The sequence below is a fragment of the Micromonospora sp. URMC 103 genome (assembly GCF_051386435.1).
GTDB lineage: Bacteria > Actinomycetota > Actinomycetes > Mycobacteriales > Micromonosporaceae > Micromonospora.
In genome coordinates, this window is the sequence record NZ_JBPQTR010000004.1 from 274,034 (window position 1) to 287,367 (window position 13,334).

Consider the following 13,334-nt stretch of genomic DNA (forward strand, 5'->3'; position numbering starts at 1 on the left):
CGCACCGCGCACCGCGCCGGCCGTTTCCGGCCCGGCCGCATGTGGTTTTCTCACCTGAGAGCCTACGTCGGATCGACCCGCCACCCTCCCGGGAGGTTCGGCGACTGGGACCGAATCGGGGGGTGAAATTCACCACTTAGTGGCGTTTGGTGCCGCCCGCCGTAATCGAGATCACCGTCGGCCGATGTCCGGTCCGCCCGGTCCGCCCCGCCGGCTCACTCCTGCGGTACGCGGGCCGGCTCCGCCACGGGCTCCGTGAACCGCCGCCGCAGCGAGGTGGTGGCCAGCCAGAGCGCCAGCACGACCACCAGGGCCGAGGCCGCGATGAGGATGATCACCGTACGTCGCGCCGAGCCGGAACCCCCGCGGTCGGTGAGGGCGGCGTCGGCGGGCAGCACGCCCTGCGAGCCGGTCGGCGCGGGCGCGGCGGCCACCGGGCTCGCCAGCGCGGCGGCCGCGGTGATCCGGAAGCTCATCTGGACCTGCCGGGTGCGCCCGTTGCGCGGGTCGAGGCGACCGATCACGGCACCGGCCAGCGGGGCGTCCCGCTGGGCCTCCGGGGTGGCCTCGACGGGCAGGCGCAGGCCGGTGCGGCCGCCGGCCGGGATCGCACCGAGGTCGCAGCGGGTCCGCGTCGGGTCGACCGTGGCGCAGCCGGGAGGCGGGGCCGGGGCCGTGACCCCGGCGGGAAGCACGACCTCGACCCGGCCCGAGGCGTCCACCGTGCCCGTGTTGGCGAGCCGGACCGCGAGTTCGCTCGCGGATCCGCTGATGTCGAACGCCACCTCGTCGGCCTCGAGCGCGATCCCCGGCACCGGTGGACCCGGTGGGAAGAGCACCGCGAACCCCTCGTTGTCGCTCGCCGTCCCGTTCGCGTCCGCCGCGCTCGCGGTGACCGCCACCGAACCGCTCAGCGGCATCCGCCGCCAGGCGTCGCCCGCGACCCGTACGCGGACGAGGGTGCTGAACCGGGCCCCCGCCTTGGCCGTCCACCGGCCGCAGCGGTAGGCGCGGCCACCGGCCGCCGCGCAGCCCTTCGTGCCGGCGTCGGTCAACCCGGCGGGCAGCGTGTAGGACAGGCGGATCTCCTCGGCGGTGGTGCCGGTGTTGGTCACGGTGACCCGCAGGGTGGTGACCGTGCTCGGCGCGTTCCAGTAGGCGGGCGTGAGCCGTACGTCGCCGGTCGTGACCCGGACCCCGAGCGGCTTCGGCGCCGGAGCGCTGCCGGGCGCCGGGGGCCGCGGTGGCGGCGGGCCGGGCCGGGTGGGGGTGCTGGTCACGGGGGTCGGGGCGGCCGTGGTGGGCGCCGGGGTCTCCGGCGCGTCGGTGGTGGGCGCCGGGGTGGTGGCCGTCGGGGGTGGAGTCGTCTCCTCCGGCGGGTCGATCGTGGGCGGCGGGGTGGTCGGTTCCGGATCGGTTTCAGTCGGCTCGGCGCTCGGGGTGTCCCCACCGGGATCCGTGTCCGGCTCGGTGGTCATGGCGACCGGGCCCGTCGCCCCGGGAGCGGCCGTCGCCCATCCCGGCACGGCGGCGATCGCGGCCAGCACGCCGAGCGCGAGCGTCGCCCCGAGCAGGGGTACGCCGTACCGCCACGCCCGCGATCGGGGCGGTGCGTCCATGCTGGCCATCTGTCCTCCGGGGGCGACGGGTCGGTGTCCCATGGTCGGCATCGGTTGCCGTGCGGCACTAGTCCCGAGCGGAAACAAATCCGTAACGTGTTCGGTACGCCCCCTCGGCCCGGACGGTAGGCTGCCGACCGTGACCGGATACCTGGGCTCGTACGCGACGCTCGGGCTGCTGCTGCTCGTCAGCGTCCTCTTCTTCGTTACGGCGTTCTCGGCCAATCGGTTGTTACGTCCCAGCCGTCCGGCCGATCCGCCCGGCAAACGGACGAGCTACGAGTGCGGGCTCGACCCGGTCGGCGGCGACTGGGCGCAGATGCAGATCCGCTACTACGTGTACGCGTACCTCTACGTGCTCTTCGCGGTCGAGGCCGTGTTCCTCTTTCCCTGGGCGGTGGTCTTCGACCGGCCCGGGTTCGGCCTGGTCACGGTCGTCGAGATGGCGATCTTCGTGGCGGTGCTGGCGCTCGGCATCCTGTACGCCTGGCGCCGGAACATCCTGCGCTGGACCTGAGCCCGGCGCCGCCCGCGCCGGATCAGGCCAGGCCCCGCCGGGTCGCCGCCGGCGGGCGGTCACCGCGGATCGAGGCCACCATGTCGAGCACGCGACGGGTGGGGCGCACCTGGTGGGCCCGGAACACCCGGGCGCCCAGCCAGGCGGAGACCGCGGTCGCGGCGAGCGTGCCCTCGAGCCGCTCGGCGACCGGCAGGTCGAGCGTCTCGCCCACGAAGTCCTTGTTCGAGAGCGCCACCAGCAACGGCCAGCCGGTGGCCGTGAGCTCGTCCAACCGCCGGGTGATCTCCAGCGAGTGGCGGGTGTTCTTGCCGAAGTCGTGCGCCGGGTCGATGAGGATCCCGTCGGGGCGTACGCCCAGCGCCACCGCCCGCTCGGCGAGCCCGGTCACCGTGGCGACCACGTCGGCCACCACGTCGTCGAACGCGGCCCGGTGCGGGCGGGTACGCGGCGCGAGGCCACCGGCGTGCGAGCAGACCAGCCCCGCGCCGGTCTCGGCGGCGACCCGGGCCAGCGCGGGATCGGCGCCGGACCAGGTGTCGTTGAGCAGGTCGGCGCCGGCGGCCACGGCCTCCACGGCGACCTCCGCCCGCCAGGTGTCGATCGAGATCACGACCTCGGGGAAGGCCGCCCGGACGGCGGCGATCGTGTCGACGGTCCGCCGGATCTCCTCGGTGGCGTCCACCGCGGCGCCGGGGCCGGCCTTCACCCCACCGATGTCGATGATCTCGGCGCCCTCGACCACGGCCCGCTCGACGGCCCGCAGCGCGCTGTCCGCGGCGAAGGTGGCGCCCCGGTCGAAGAACGAGTCCGGCGTGCGGTTGACGATCGCCATCACCACCAGCTCGCCGGGAGCGAACGTCCGCCTCCCGAGCCGAAGCTCCCCGGCCATCGCGCCTCCCTGTCGAGTTCCCGCGGCCGGACCCCGCGCGGCCGGCCGGACCCGACGCTAACCGGTCGCCCGGCACCGCCGCCGTGCGGTCCGTCCGGCCGACGTCGGTGGCGGGCTCGCTCCGGCCCGGTCGGCATGCCACGATCTGTGCATGGGTCAGCTTCTGCTCATGCTGGTCGTGGCGTTGACCGTCGCGGCGGTGGTGTTCGGGGTGACGGTGCTGGTCACCGGGCGGGATCCGGGCCTCGTGCCCGCCGAACCCGACGGGCGGGCCGTGCCGCTGCCCGGCAACCGCCCGCTGCACGAGTCGGACGTGGAGCACGTCCGGTTCGACACCGCCCTGCGGGGATACCGGATGGCCGAGGTCGACCAGGCGATGCGCCGCGCCGCCTACGACATCGGGTACAAGTCCGAGCTGATCGGCGTGCTGGAAGCGGAGGTCGTCGCATTGCGGGAGGGGCGCACGGCGGACGCGGACGCGCTGCGGCGGGCCCGGGAGCAGGCGGCCGGTGGGGTGCCGGCGGCCAACGGCGTCGTGGCCGTGCCGGGCGCGCCGCGCGGCGACGCCGCCGCGCCGGGAGATGGTCCCGCGGACGCGACGACGGCGGCGCCCCCCGCGGCCGAGCGACCGTCGGCGGGTCCCGAGCGGAGCCCGGTCGACACGGACGCGGCCGGTGCGCCGGCGTCCGGCGGCCCCGGAGAGCCGGACGCCCCCGAGGTCGCCCCGTCGCCGGTCGACGCGGCCGGCGCCGCGGCCCGGGGCCGGCCGGCGGACGGCTCGGCCGAGCCGGGCCCGGTGGTGCGGTCGGAGTCGGTGTGACGCAGGGCGGGACCGGGCTGCCCGAGGAGGCCCAGCCGGGCGCCGCCGAGGTCACCGCCACGGTGATCGTCGACGCCCCGGCGGAACGGGTCTTCGCGGCCCTGCTCGCTTGGGAACGCCAGTCGGACTGGATCCCGTTCACGCGGGTGCGGGTGGTCGAGGGCGACGGGCGCGAGGGCAGCCTCGTGGAGGCCGTGACGGCGCTCGGCCCGGCCGAGCTGCGCGACGAGATGCGCGTGGTCCGGGTCGACGAGCCGTACGAGATCGGGGTCGTGCACTGCGGGCGCCTGCTGCGGGGGCCGGGGGTGCTGCGCTGCACGCCCCTCGCCCGCAACCGCACACAGGTGGTCTGGCACGAGTGGTTCCACCTGCCCGGCGGCGCGGCCGGCCGGGTGGCCTGGCCGGTGCTCTGGCCCGGCCCGAAGGTCGGGCTCACGCAGGCGCTGCGCCGGTTCGGCCGCCTGGTCGAGCAGGGCCGCCTGCCCTGAGGCGTGGCGCGGTGCGCCTGCCCTGAGGCGTGGCGCGGTGCCCCGGCCCTGAGGCGGCGAGCGGTGCCGTCTGCTCCAGCCGCCCTCAGCCCGCCGAGCCGGGCGCGGACGCGGTCGGCAGGGGCTCGCCGGGTGCGACCGGAAGCGGTCGCGCCGGAGCCGGCCGCCACCCGGGCGAGCGGAACAGGTGGCCGGCGCGCTGCCGCCAGCCGGTGGCGGCGCGCAGGTCGCGGGCGATCGAGGCGTACTCGTGGAAGGCCACGCGGACCGGGTTGTAGGTTTCGATGTTCTTGGTGAGGCCGTAGACGCAGCGCTCTCGTTCGGGCGCGAACGTGCCGAAGAGCCGGTCCCAGACGATGAGGATGCCGCCGAAGTTGCGGTCGAGGTAGCCGCCCTGCGAGGCGTGGTGCACGCGGTGGTGGGACGGGGTGTTGAACGCGGCCTCGTACCAGCGGGGCAGCCGGTCGATCCGCTCGGTGTGGATCCAGAACTGGTAGAGCAGGTTCATCGAGCCGGCGAACGCCACCACGGCCGGGTGCACCCCGAGGAGGATCATCGGGACGTAGAAGATCCAGCCGGTCACGCTGGTCCACGGCTGGCGCAGCGCGGTCGAGAGGTTGAACCGCTCCGACGAGTGGTGCACCACGTGCGCGGCCCAGAGGATCCGGATCACGTGGTGGCCCCGGTGGGACCAGTAGTAGCAGAGGTCCTGCGCCACGAGGATCAGCGGCCAGCTCCACCACACCTCGGCGACGCGCAGCGGGGTGAGCGCGTAGAGCAGCGCGTACGCGGCCGCGATGGGGACCTTCCAGAGCAGGTCGGTGAACACGCTGCCCAGCCCCATGGCGAGGCTCGTCGCGGTGTCGGCTCCGCCGTAACCCCGCTCGTCGTCGTCGCGGTGCAGCAGGTAGGAGATCCGTTCCAGGACGACAAGCAGCACGAAGGCCGGGATCGACCAGGCGATGACGTTCGGGAACTCCTTCATGGCCCGCCTCCCGCGGTCGGTGCCCACGGCGCGGCGCTCGGTGTCGGCCGCCGCATCCCTACCGGTCGGTAACCTGCACCATAGGCAGGCCGCGGCCGGGAGGCAATGGGTGTCGGAGGTTTCGCCTAGCGTGTACGCGTGACTGACCTGGTGATCGGCGCCGACGGGCTGCCGCGCTGTGCCTGGGGGGCGAGCACCCCGGACTACGCCGTCTACCACGACACCGAGTGGGGCCAGCCGCTGCACGGCGACGACGTGCTCTACGAGCGGATGACGCTGGAGGCGTTCCAGTCCGGGCTGTCCTGGCTGACCATCCTGCGCAAGCGCCCGGCGTTCCGGCTCGCCTTCGACGAGTTCCGCATCCCGACCGTGGCCGCCTACGGCGAGGCCGACGTGACCCGGCTGCTGGCCGACGCCGGCATCGTCCGCAACCGCGCCAAGATCGAGGCCGCGATCGCGAACGCCCGGGCCGCCGCCGAGCTGCCCGAGGGGCTCTCCGCGCTGCTCTGGTCGTACGCCCCGGCCCGCCGGCCGGCGCGTCCGGCCTCGTTCGCCGAGGTCCCCGCGATCACGCCCGAGTCGACGGCGATGGCGAAGGCGCTCAAGAAGCGCGGCTTCCGGTTCGTGGGCCCGACCACGGCGTACGCGCTCATGCAGGCCACCGGGATGGTCGACGATCACCTCGACGGCTGTCACGTGGAGCCGACGGGGACGGCGTGATGGGATGGGAGACATGACGACCGACACCGCGCACCGGGCCGCCGGGGCGAGCCGTGCGCCGGGCGCCGGCGCCTGGGCCGTGCTGCTGCCCGCTGGCCGCTTCGACGCCGAGCGGCTCGTGCACCACGACACGCTCGAGCTGACCGGCCTGGCCGGGGCCGTGCGCCCCCGCCCCGGCGACGAGGTGGCGGTGCTCGCCGACGAGCCGCTGCGCCTCGTGGCGCTGGGCCGGGTCAGCGCGCCCACCGTCGCCCGCCCGGAGGACCCGGACGACCCGCAGTCCGACCGGGAGGCGGTGCTCGTGGTGACGTACACCCGGCGGGCCTTCGACGAGCCGCTGTCGGCGGGCCAGCTCGCGCTCGACGGGCCGGTCACCGCGCTCGACCCGGCGGTCTACCGGGCGCTCGCCGAGCGGCTCGGCCCGCCACCGCCGCGGCGCACCTGGCTCGTGAGCCTCGACCTGCCGATCGAGGCCGACTCCCCGGCCGAGGCGGTGCGGCTCTTCTGGTCGTACGTGCAGGAGCTGGGCCCCCGTGAGCTGCCCGCCTTCGTGTCGCCGTCCGGCGACGAGCTGGCCATGCAGGCGTTCGTGCTCGGCGCCGAGGCCAACCAGGATCCGGAGGAGGACGACTAGGCCCTGGCCTGCCGTCCCTGGCCGGCCTGGAGCGCCGGGCGGGCAGGCCCAGGCAACGCCGGCGGCGTGGGAGCGCGCACTTGGCGGGTGTACGCAACTTCCTGGATGTACGCAACTTCCCGGATGTAGTGGCCTCCCCGCCCGTCGAGGCCACTACCTCCAGGAAGTTGTGCGGATCTTGGGGACGCGCGCACCCCGGCACCGCCCCATATCTGGGGCAGCTCGACAGCACGCGCGAGCACACCCACCGCCGCCCGAGGCCGGAGCGGCCGGAGCGGCCTGGCGGGCGGTGCGGGCGCGCTCGGGCGCCTCAGTGGCCTTCGAAGACCGGCCGCTCCTTGGCCACGAAGGCCATGGTGGCCGCCCGGTGGTCGGCCGTGGCGCCGCAGATCGTCTGCGCCTGGGCCTCGGCGGCCAGCGCGTCGGCGAGCGTGCCGGCGTCGGCGATGGAGAGCTGGCGCTTGATGGCCCCGTACGCGACGGTCGGCCCGGCGGCGAGGCGGGCGGCCAGCTCCTGCGCGGCCGGGAGCACCTGCTCGTCGTCGTCCACGAGGCGGTTCAGCAGTCCCAGCCGGCACGCCTCCTCGGCCCGCACCGGCTCGGCGAGCATCAGCAGCTCGACGGCCTTCGCGTGGCCCACGAGCCGCGGCAGCGTCCACGAGGCGCCGGTGTCGGCGGCGAGGCCGACCTTCGCGAACGCCATGAGGAAACTGGTGCCCGGGCCGCCGATCCGGATGTCGGCCAGGAAGGCGAGGGATGCGCCCGCGCCGGCGGCCATCCCGCGGACCGCGGCCACCACCGGCTTGGGCAGGTTGGCGAGCCGGGCGGCGATGGGGTTGTAGTGCGCCCCGACGGTCGACAGCGGGTCGCCGCCGCCGGCCTCGAGGGTCGCCACGTGCTCGCGGAGGTCCTGCCCGGCGCTGAACGACCCGCCGGCGCCGGCGAGCACGACGGCCCGGCAGGACCGGTCGGTCTCCAACTCGGCCAGGGTGTCCCGGAGTGCCTCCTTCAGCGCGACGTCGAGCGCGTTCATCGCCTTCGGGCGGTTCAGGGTGAGGGTGACGACGGCGTCGGTCCGGTCGACGAGCAGGGGCTCGGTCACGTGTCTAACGACCCTTCTGTCTGGCGAGACGGTTGCCGGCGTCGAGGCAGGTCTCGACGTACCGGTCGGCGGCCGGCCGCAGCCGCGCCGCGTGCCGGTCGAAGAAGCTGGCCGCGGCGGTGCCGGGCCAGCGTTCGGGAAGTAGAGCGGGGGGCAGCTGCGGGTCCCGGAACAGGAAGGTACGCCACGCGTGCACCAGCCGGAACCGGGCGGCGTACGCCTCCTCGTCCCCGCTGCGTACGGTCACCCGGCTCAGCAGCGGGCGCTGTTCGGCGACGAACCGCTCGTACGCCCGCCCGATCTCGCCCAGGTCCCAGGCGCGGCGCACCACGCCCATGGCGCCGGGGGTGCCGGCGGCGTGCGCCGCGGTGAAGCGTTCGTAGCGCACGCCCGCCTCGCTCAGCAGGACGTCCACGTCCTCACCCGGCCGGGTCGCCACCCAGGTGCACTCGTCGAGCGTGCCGTAGCCGAGGTAGGTCAGGTTGGCCGCCAGCCGCTGCCGTTCCCGCCGTGCGGCCGGTGCCTCGAGGACCAGCAGGTCGAACCGGCCGTCCCAGCCGACCCGGCCGGTCCGATAGATCCGGGCGGCCGCCTCGTCCAGCCGCCGGGCGGCTTTCGGGGTGATCGAATACCCCGGGCCGGAGGCCAGTTTGAGGGGGTCCAGCCAGCCCTGACGGACCATCCGGGAAACGGCGGTGCGCACGGCCGGCGGGGCGATGCCGAGCGGCGCCAACAGCTTGACCAGGGCGGCCACGGGTGCCCGGCCACCCCTCGACCGGAGGTGGTCGCCGTACAGGTCGAAGAGTGCCGACCGTGCCTGCATGACCGCACATTGTGACAGGCCTTCTCAAGATAAGCTAGATGCTGTTACATCAATGCTGCTTCGGTTTGGGTCCGGCGGTGTTCATCAGGGAAAATCGTTGGTCGACGCCCCCGCGACGGTTGCGGGTGGTCGTGACGAAGTGGCTGTGGGGCAACCCACCGACCCTGGTGTAGGTCTGAGGGGAGACAACATGGCGGCGATGAAGCCGCGGACGGGCGACGGTCCGCTGGAAGTCACCAAGGAGGGCCGGGGCATCGTCATGCGGGTCCCGCTGGAGGGCGGTGGCCGGCTCGTCGTCGAGATGACTCCCGACGAGGCCAACGCGCTCGGTGACGCGCTGAAGGCGGCCGCCGGCTGATCGAGGAGCGGTCTGGGCGGCGTCCGCCGTCCCGACGGTTCGTCATACCCTGAGCCACCGGCCTGGCCGGTGGCTCAGGGCTTCACCGGTGCGGGGCTCGCCGCACCGCGATCTTCCTTGGAGGTACGGTCCCGCGTGCTCGCCATCCGTCTGCTCGCCGAGCCCGACCGGCTCGACGCCCTCGTCCTGCCCGTCCGACCGACCGACACGGCGGGAGGCGGCGACGCCGCGGCCGTGCCCGTCCCGACCGCGGTGGCGCTGCCCGACGGCGTCGCCGACGAGGCCGCCGCACTGACCCCGGCCGCCCGGCTCACCGGCCGCGCGGGCGAGGTCCGGGTGCAGCTGCGTCCGGGGCGTACGCCCGGCGTGCTGCTCCTGGTCGGCGTGGGCGACGGCGACGAGGCGGGCTGGCGACGGGCGGGCGCCGCGGTCGCCCGGGCCGCCGCCGAGGAGACGCACGCCACGATCGTGCTGCCCGCGGACGCGTCCCCGGCCGCCGTCCGGGGGCTCTACGAGGGGCTGCTGCTGGCCTCGTACCGCTTCCGCCTGACCGACGCCGGCGCGGCCCCCGCGCTCGCCGCCGTCGACCTGGTGGTGGCCGACCCGGACGACCATCTCGCGGTGGTCGAGGCCGCCCGCACCACGGCCCGGATGACCCGGTTCGCCCGGGACCTCACCAACACGCCGTCCTCGGTCAAGAACCCGCAGTGGTTCGCCGACCGCGTGGCCGAGGTGAGCGCCGGGGTCCCCGACCTGCACCTGCGGGTACGAGGCCCCGCCGAGCTGGCCGCGGAGGGCTTCGGCGGCATCCTGGCCGTCGGCGGCGGCTCGGCCAGCGGACCGCGCCTCGTCGAGCTGGACTGGCACCCGGCCGGAGCGCGCACCCACGTGGTGCTCGTGGGCAAGGGCATCACCTTCGACACCGGCGGCATCTCGATCAAGCCGGTGCCGGCCATGAAGCTGATGCGCAAGGACATGGGCGGAGCCGCCTCGGTGATCGCCGCCACCGTCGGCGCGGCGGCGCTGCGGCTGCCCGTACGGGTCACCACGCTGGCCCCGCTCGCCGAGAACATGCCCAGCGGTTCGGCGTTCCGCCCCGGCGACGTGATCCGCCACTACGGCGGGGTGACCAGCGAGACGACCAACTCCGACGCCGAGGGCCGGCTCGTGCTCGCCGACGCGCTCGCCTACGCCGTCCAGGAGCTCAAGCCCGACCTGCTGGTGGACCTCGCGACGCTCACCGGCGCCAACGCGGTCGCGCTCGGCAAGCGCACGGCGGCCCTCTACAGCGAGAGCGACGGTCTCGCCGCCGACCTCGTGGCGGCCGCCGCCGAGGCCGGCGAGTCGGCCTGGCGGATGCCGCTGCCCGCGGACTACGTCGAGTACCTCGGCAGCGACGTGGCGGACCTCTACAGCGCACCGACGCAGGGCGCCGGCTCGGTGGTCGCGGCGCTCTACCTGCGCGAGTTCACGGGCGAGTTGCGGGACCGCTGGGCGCACCTGGACATGTCCGCGCCGTCCTGGGCCGACGCCGACGACGCCGAGCTCACCAAGGGTGCGACGGGCTGGGGCGTACGCGCCCTGCTGCGCTGGCTGGCCACGCTGGGCTGACCGGCCCCCGGCGGCCCGACCCCGGCGGACCGGCGGCCGCCGGGGCGGTCAGCACTTGACGGCGGCGAGCAGCCCGTGCCCCACCGGCAGCAGCGCCGGGATCCAGTGCTCCGACTCGCGGATCGCCTTGATCGTCTCCCGGACGGTCACCGTCTCGGCGTCCCGGGCGGCCGGGTCGCCGATCCGGCCACCGGCCAGGGTGCCGTTGAGGGCGAGCACGCCGCCGGGGCGCAGCAACCGCAGCGCCGCGTCCACACAGGCGTGGAAACCGGTCGCCTCCGCGTCCACGAAGACCAGGTCGTACGCCCCGTCCGCGAGGCGGGGCAGCACGTCGAGCGCCCGGCCCGTGATGATCCGGGTCCGGCCGGCGGCGAAGCCCGCCTCGGCGAAGATCCGCCGGGCGATCCGCTGGTGCTCGACCTCGACGTCGATCGTGGTGAGGACGCCGTCCGCCCGCATGCCGCGGAGCAGCCAGACGCCGCTCACGCCCGTGCCGGTGCCGATCTCCACCACCGCGCGGGCGTTGCCGGCGGCGGCCAGCAGCCGCAGCGCGGCACCCGCGCTCGGCGTCACCGCGTCGAGGCCCACCTCGCGGGCGAGACTGCGGGCGGTCCGCAGGACGAGGTCCTCGGCGACGTACGACTCGGCGAACTGCTGGGCCGGGCTCGTCTGGCTGCCGGAACCGGCGACCGTGGCGATGGGGCACCTCCGGGCGGCGAATGGTGCAGGGGGCGGGTTGGCGGCTATGAGCCTAGAGCCGGCCGTGTGCGGGCGCAGCCGCGCGTCCGCCCGTACGGTCACGGAGGCAACCCCTGACCCGGTTCCGGACATCCGTGCAATCCTGGATGCGTGTCCCGTCGATCGCCGCCCGGGCGTGCTTGTCCGATCGCGCGGTGCGGGGCCCGGGGGACGGACTGGGAGGCACCGACGTGACCGACGGCTGGGACTGGCGCCGGCCCGCTGAGGGGACGGCTCCGGCGGCGCCGCCGGGGGCCGCTGGCCCGCCGGCCACCGCCGGGGACCGCAGCGCACCGCCCTGGTGGTCGGACGCGCTGGCCGACCCGTGGCGCGACCCGCACGCGCCGGCCGCCGTGGTCGTGCCGGCGGCCGCCGTGCCGGGCGCGGAACTCGAACCGGTCACCGACCCGGACGCCCCAGGCCGGCCGGGTCTCCGCCACCTGCTGCTCATCTCGCTGGTCAGCGCGCTGCTGGCGGGGTCGCTCGGCGGCGCGCTCGGTTACGCGCTCGCGGTCCGCGGCGGCGCGGCGGCCGGCACGGTGCTGGGCGCCGACCCGGCCCAGGCGCCGGCACTCGCCCAGCGCAAGCCGGAATCGCTGGCCGGCGTCGCCGAACGCGTGCTGCCCAGCGTCGTGACCGTCCGGGTGAGCAGCCTCGGCGGCACGAGCGAGGGCTCCGGCTTCATCGCGAGCGCCGACGGGCACGTGATCACCAACGACCACGTGGTGGCCGGTGGCACCGGCAAGGCCTCGGTGGTCTTCAACGACGGCAGTTCCGCCCCGGCCACCCTGGTCGGCCAGGACCCGGAGTCGGACATCGCGGTGATCAAGGTGGATCGCAACGGCCTGCGCCCGGTCGAGTTCGGCGACTCGGACGCGCTCGCCGTCGGCGACCCGGTCCTCGCCGTGGGCTCGCCGCTCTCGCTGGCCAACACGGTCACCGCGGGCATCGTGAGCGCGCTCGACCGGACGATGCAGGCCGGTGAGCCGGGCGGCCCGGTGCGCTACTACGCGGCGATCCAGACCGACGCCGCGGTCAACCACGGCAACTCCGGCGGCCCGCTGGTGGACGCGGCCGGCCGCGTCGTGGGTGTGAACTCGACCATCAAGTCACTCGTCTCGGACGGGCAGGAGGCCGGCAACATCGGCCTCGCCTTCGCCATCCCCATCAACCAGGCGAAGCGGGTGACGCAGGACATCATCGGCACCGGCAAGGCCCGGCGTACGGTGATCGGCGCCCAGGTGGGGGGTCCGGGCGCGAGCGTGGCGGGCGGCGGCGTACGCCTCGCGTCGGTCGAGCCGTCCGGTCCCGCCGCGGGTGCCGGCCTGCGGGCGGGGGACGTCGTCCTGCGGCTGAACGGCCGGCCCATGACCGAACCGAGCGACCTCATCGCCCTGGTGCGCAAGTTCGCGCCCGGCTCGGTGGTCACCGTCGAGTACCGCCGGGGGGCGAGCAGGCAGAACGCTTCCGTGACGCTGGCCGCAGATGCCAAGTGACGAGGGGTCACCCCCTCCCCGCTCCGCCCCCGACGTGCGTAGTCTTGCCCTGACGCCGAGAGGGGGCCTCGCGGGATGTTCGACAACCTGAACTGGTGGGAGATCGGTGCGCTGCTACTCCTGGCGCTGCTGATCTTCGGTGACCGCCTGCCGACGGTCATCAACGACGGGCTGCGGATGGTGCGCAACCTGCGCAAGATGGCCAGCAACGCCACCACCGACCTGAGCCGTGAGCTGGGCACCGACATCCAGCTGGAGGACCTGCACCCGAAGGCGTTCATCCGCAAGCACCTCCTCAGCGAGGAGGACGAGCAGGCGATCCGGAAGCCGTTGCAGGGCGTCTACGACAACCTGCGCGCGGACGTGACCGGGGTGCACGACGACCTGAAGGACGTCGCCAACGCGGCCGACCTGCGGTCGAACGGCCGGCCGTCCACCGCCACGGGCAGCGCGCCGGCCCCCGCGCCCCGGGCGAGCTACGACGACGCCACCTGATCCGACGTAGCGGCCCGAGCCGGCGCGCGGCCGCGT

Annotated in this window: 15 protein-coding genes; 9 read left to right on the forward strand and 6 right to left on the reverse strand. The window is 75.0% G+C overall.

From position 1 onward, the window contains the following. Window positions 1–215: 215 nt before the first annotated feature. Window positions 216–1,628, reverse strand: coding sequence for a hypothetical protein (locus ACSNOA_RS04830; RefSeq protein ID WP_436656676.1), 1,413 nt, complete (start codon window positions 1,626–1,628; stop codon window positions 216–218). Between the two features lie 130 nt (window positions 1,629–1,758). Between ACSNOA_RS04830 and ndhC the strand changes: the two genes are divergently transcribed. Further along, a complete protein-coding gene (ndhC, locus tag ACSNOA_RS04835; protein ID WP_436656678.1) occupies window positions 1,759–2,136 on the forward strand; it encodes an NADH-quinone oxidoreductase subunit A in 378 nt (125 codons plus the stop codon). A 22-nt stretch (window positions 2,137–2,158) separates the two neighbouring features. On the opposite strand, the gene folP is transcribed toward ndhC, so the two are convergent. Beyond that, complete coding sequence (gene folP, locus ACSNOA_RS04840) at window positions 2,159–3,028, reverse strand: dihydropteroate synthase (RefSeq protein ID WP_436656680.1); 870 nt, start codon at window positions 3,026–3,028, stop codon at window positions 2,159–2,161. A gap of 151 nt (window positions 3,029–3,179) precedes the next feature. On the opposite strand from folP, the gene ACSNOA_RS04845 reads away from it, so the two are divergent. Continuing rightward, entirely contained in the window at window positions 3,180–3,848 is a 669-nt protein-coding gene (locus ACSNOA_RS04845) for a DivIVA domain-containing protein (RefSeq protein WP_436656682.1), read from the forward strand. After that, window positions 3,845–4,336, forward strand: coding sequence for an SRPBCC family protein (locus ACSNOA_RS04850; RefSeq protein WP_436656684.1), 492 nt, complete (start codon window positions 3,845–3,847; stop codon window positions 4,334–4,336). The genes ACSNOA_RS04845 and ACSNOA_RS04850 overlap by 4 nt, the downstream gene beginning before the upstream one ends. Window positions 4,337–4,421: 85 nt before the next feature. Here ACSNOA_RS04850 and ACSNOA_RS04855 read toward each other — a convergent pair whose 3' ends face one another. Further along, window positions 4,422–5,321, reverse strand: coding sequence for a sterol desaturase family protein (locus tag ACSNOA_RS04855; protein ID WP_436656686.1), 900 nt, complete (start codon window positions 5,319–5,321; stop codon window positions 4,422–4,424). A gap of 138 nt (window positions 5,322–5,459) precedes the next feature. Between ACSNOA_RS04855 and ACSNOA_RS04860 the strand changes: the two genes are divergently transcribed. Both ACSNOA_RS04860 and ACSNOA_RS04865 read left to right on the forward strand, forming a co-directional pair. Next, window positions 5,460–6,041 carry a DNA-3-methyladenine glycosylase I gene (locus ACSNOA_RS04860; RefSeq protein WP_436656688.1) on the forward strand — a complete coding sequence of 194 codons (582 nt, stop codon included), beginning with the start codon at window positions 5,460–5,462 and terminating at the stop codon, window positions 6,039–6,041. A gap of 13 nt (window positions 6,042–6,054) precedes the next feature. Further along, window positions 6,055–6,675 (forward strand): hypothetical protein, encoded by a 621-nt coding sequence (locus tag ACSNOA_RS04865; protein ID WP_436656690.1) that lies wholly within the window; start codon window positions 6,055–6,057, stop codon window positions 6,673–6,675. A 310-nt stretch (window positions 6,676–6,985) separates the two neighbouring features. On the opposite strand, the gene ACSNOA_RS04870 is transcribed toward ACSNOA_RS04865, so the two are convergent. Both ACSNOA_RS04870 and ACSNOA_RS04875 read right to left on the reverse strand, forming a co-directional pair. Further along, a complete protein-coding gene (locus ACSNOA_RS04870; protein ID WP_436656692.1) occupies window positions 6,986–7,777 on the reverse strand; it encodes an enoyl-CoA hydratase/isomerase family protein in 792 nt (263 codons plus the stop codon). A gap of 4 nt (window positions 7,778–7,781) precedes the next feature. After that, window positions 7,782–8,600 carry a PaaX family transcriptional regulator gene (locus tag ACSNOA_RS04875; RefSeq protein WP_436656694.1) on the reverse strand — a complete coding sequence of 273 codons (819 nt, stop codon included), beginning with the start codon at window positions 8,598–8,600 and terminating at the stop codon, window positions 7,782–7,784. A gap of 190 nt (window positions 8,601–8,790) precedes the next feature. Between ACSNOA_RS04875 and ACSNOA_RS04880 the strand changes: the two genes are divergently transcribed. After that, on the forward strand, window positions 8,791–8,958 hold the full coding sequence (locus ACSNOA_RS04880) for a DUF3117 domain-containing protein (protein WP_007455245.1): 168 nt from the start codon (window positions 8,791–8,793) through the stop codon (window positions 8,956–8,958). A 135-nt stretch (window positions 8,959–9,093) separates the two neighbouring features. After that, window positions 9,094–10,569, forward strand: coding sequence for a leucyl aminopeptidase family protein (locus tag ACSNOA_RS04885; protein ID WP_436656699.1), 1,476 nt, complete (start codon window positions 9,094–9,096; stop codon window positions 10,567–10,569). Window positions 10,570–10,617: 48 nt separating this feature from the next. Here the strand turns inward: ACSNOA_RS04885 and ACSNOA_RS04890 are convergent, their stop codons facing one another. Then, window positions 10,618–11,268, reverse strand: a complete 651-nt coding sequence (locus ACSNOA_RS04890; protein WP_436658317.1) for an O-methyltransferase — start codon at window positions 11,266–11,268, stop codon at window positions 10,618–10,620. Window positions 11,269–11,498: 230 nt separating this feature from the next. Here ACSNOA_RS04890 and ACSNOA_RS04895 point away from each other — a divergent pair, with 230 nt between their 5' ends. Next, window positions 11,499–12,803, forward strand: a complete 1,305-nt coding sequence (locus ACSNOA_RS04895; RefSeq protein ID WP_436656701.1) for a S1C family serine protease — start codon at window positions 11,499–11,501, stop codon at window positions 12,801–12,803. A gap of 75 nt (window positions 12,804–12,878) precedes the next feature. Beyond that, window positions 12,879–13,298 (forward strand): preprotein translocase subunit TatB, encoded by a 420-nt coding sequence (locus tag ACSNOA_RS04900; protein WP_436656703.1) that lies wholly within the window; start codon window positions 12,879–12,881, stop codon window positions 13,296–13,298. Window positions 13,299–13,334 lie beyond the last annotated feature (36 nt).

Coding starts and splice junctions, on each gene's coding strand:
- ACSNOA_RS04865 (WP_436656690.1), top strand. CDS start 6,055: ATGACGACCGACACCGCGCACCGGGCCGCCGGGGCGAGCCGTGCGCCG.
- ACSNOA_RS04845 (WP_436656682.1), top strand. CDS start 3,180: ATGGGTCAGCTTCTGCTCATGCTGGTCGTGGCGTTGACCGTCGCGGCG.
- ACSNOA_RS04855 (WP_436656686.1), bottom strand. CDS start 5,321: ATGAAGGAGTTCCCGAACGTCATCGCCTGGTCGATCCCGGCCTTCGTG.
- ACSNOA_RS04875 (WP_436656694.1), bottom strand. CDS start 8,600: ATGCAGGCACGGTCGGCACTCTTCGACCTGTACGGCGACCACCTCCGG.
- ACSNOA_RS04830 (WP_436656676.1), bottom strand. CDS start 1,628: ATGGCCAGCATGGACGCACCGCCCCGATCGCGGGCGTGGCGGTACGGC.
- ACSNOA_RS04880 (WP_007455245.1), top strand. CDS start 8,791: ATGGCGGCGATGAAGCCGCGGACGGGCGACGGTCCGCTGGAAGTCACC.
- folP (WP_436656680.1), bottom strand. CDS start 3,028: ATGGCCGGGGAGCTTCGGCTCGGGAGGCGGACGTTCGCTCCCGGCGAG.
- ACSNOA_RS04900 (WP_436656703.1), top strand. CDS start 12,879: ATGTTCGACAACCTGAACTGGTGGGAGATCGGTGCGCTGCTACTCCTG.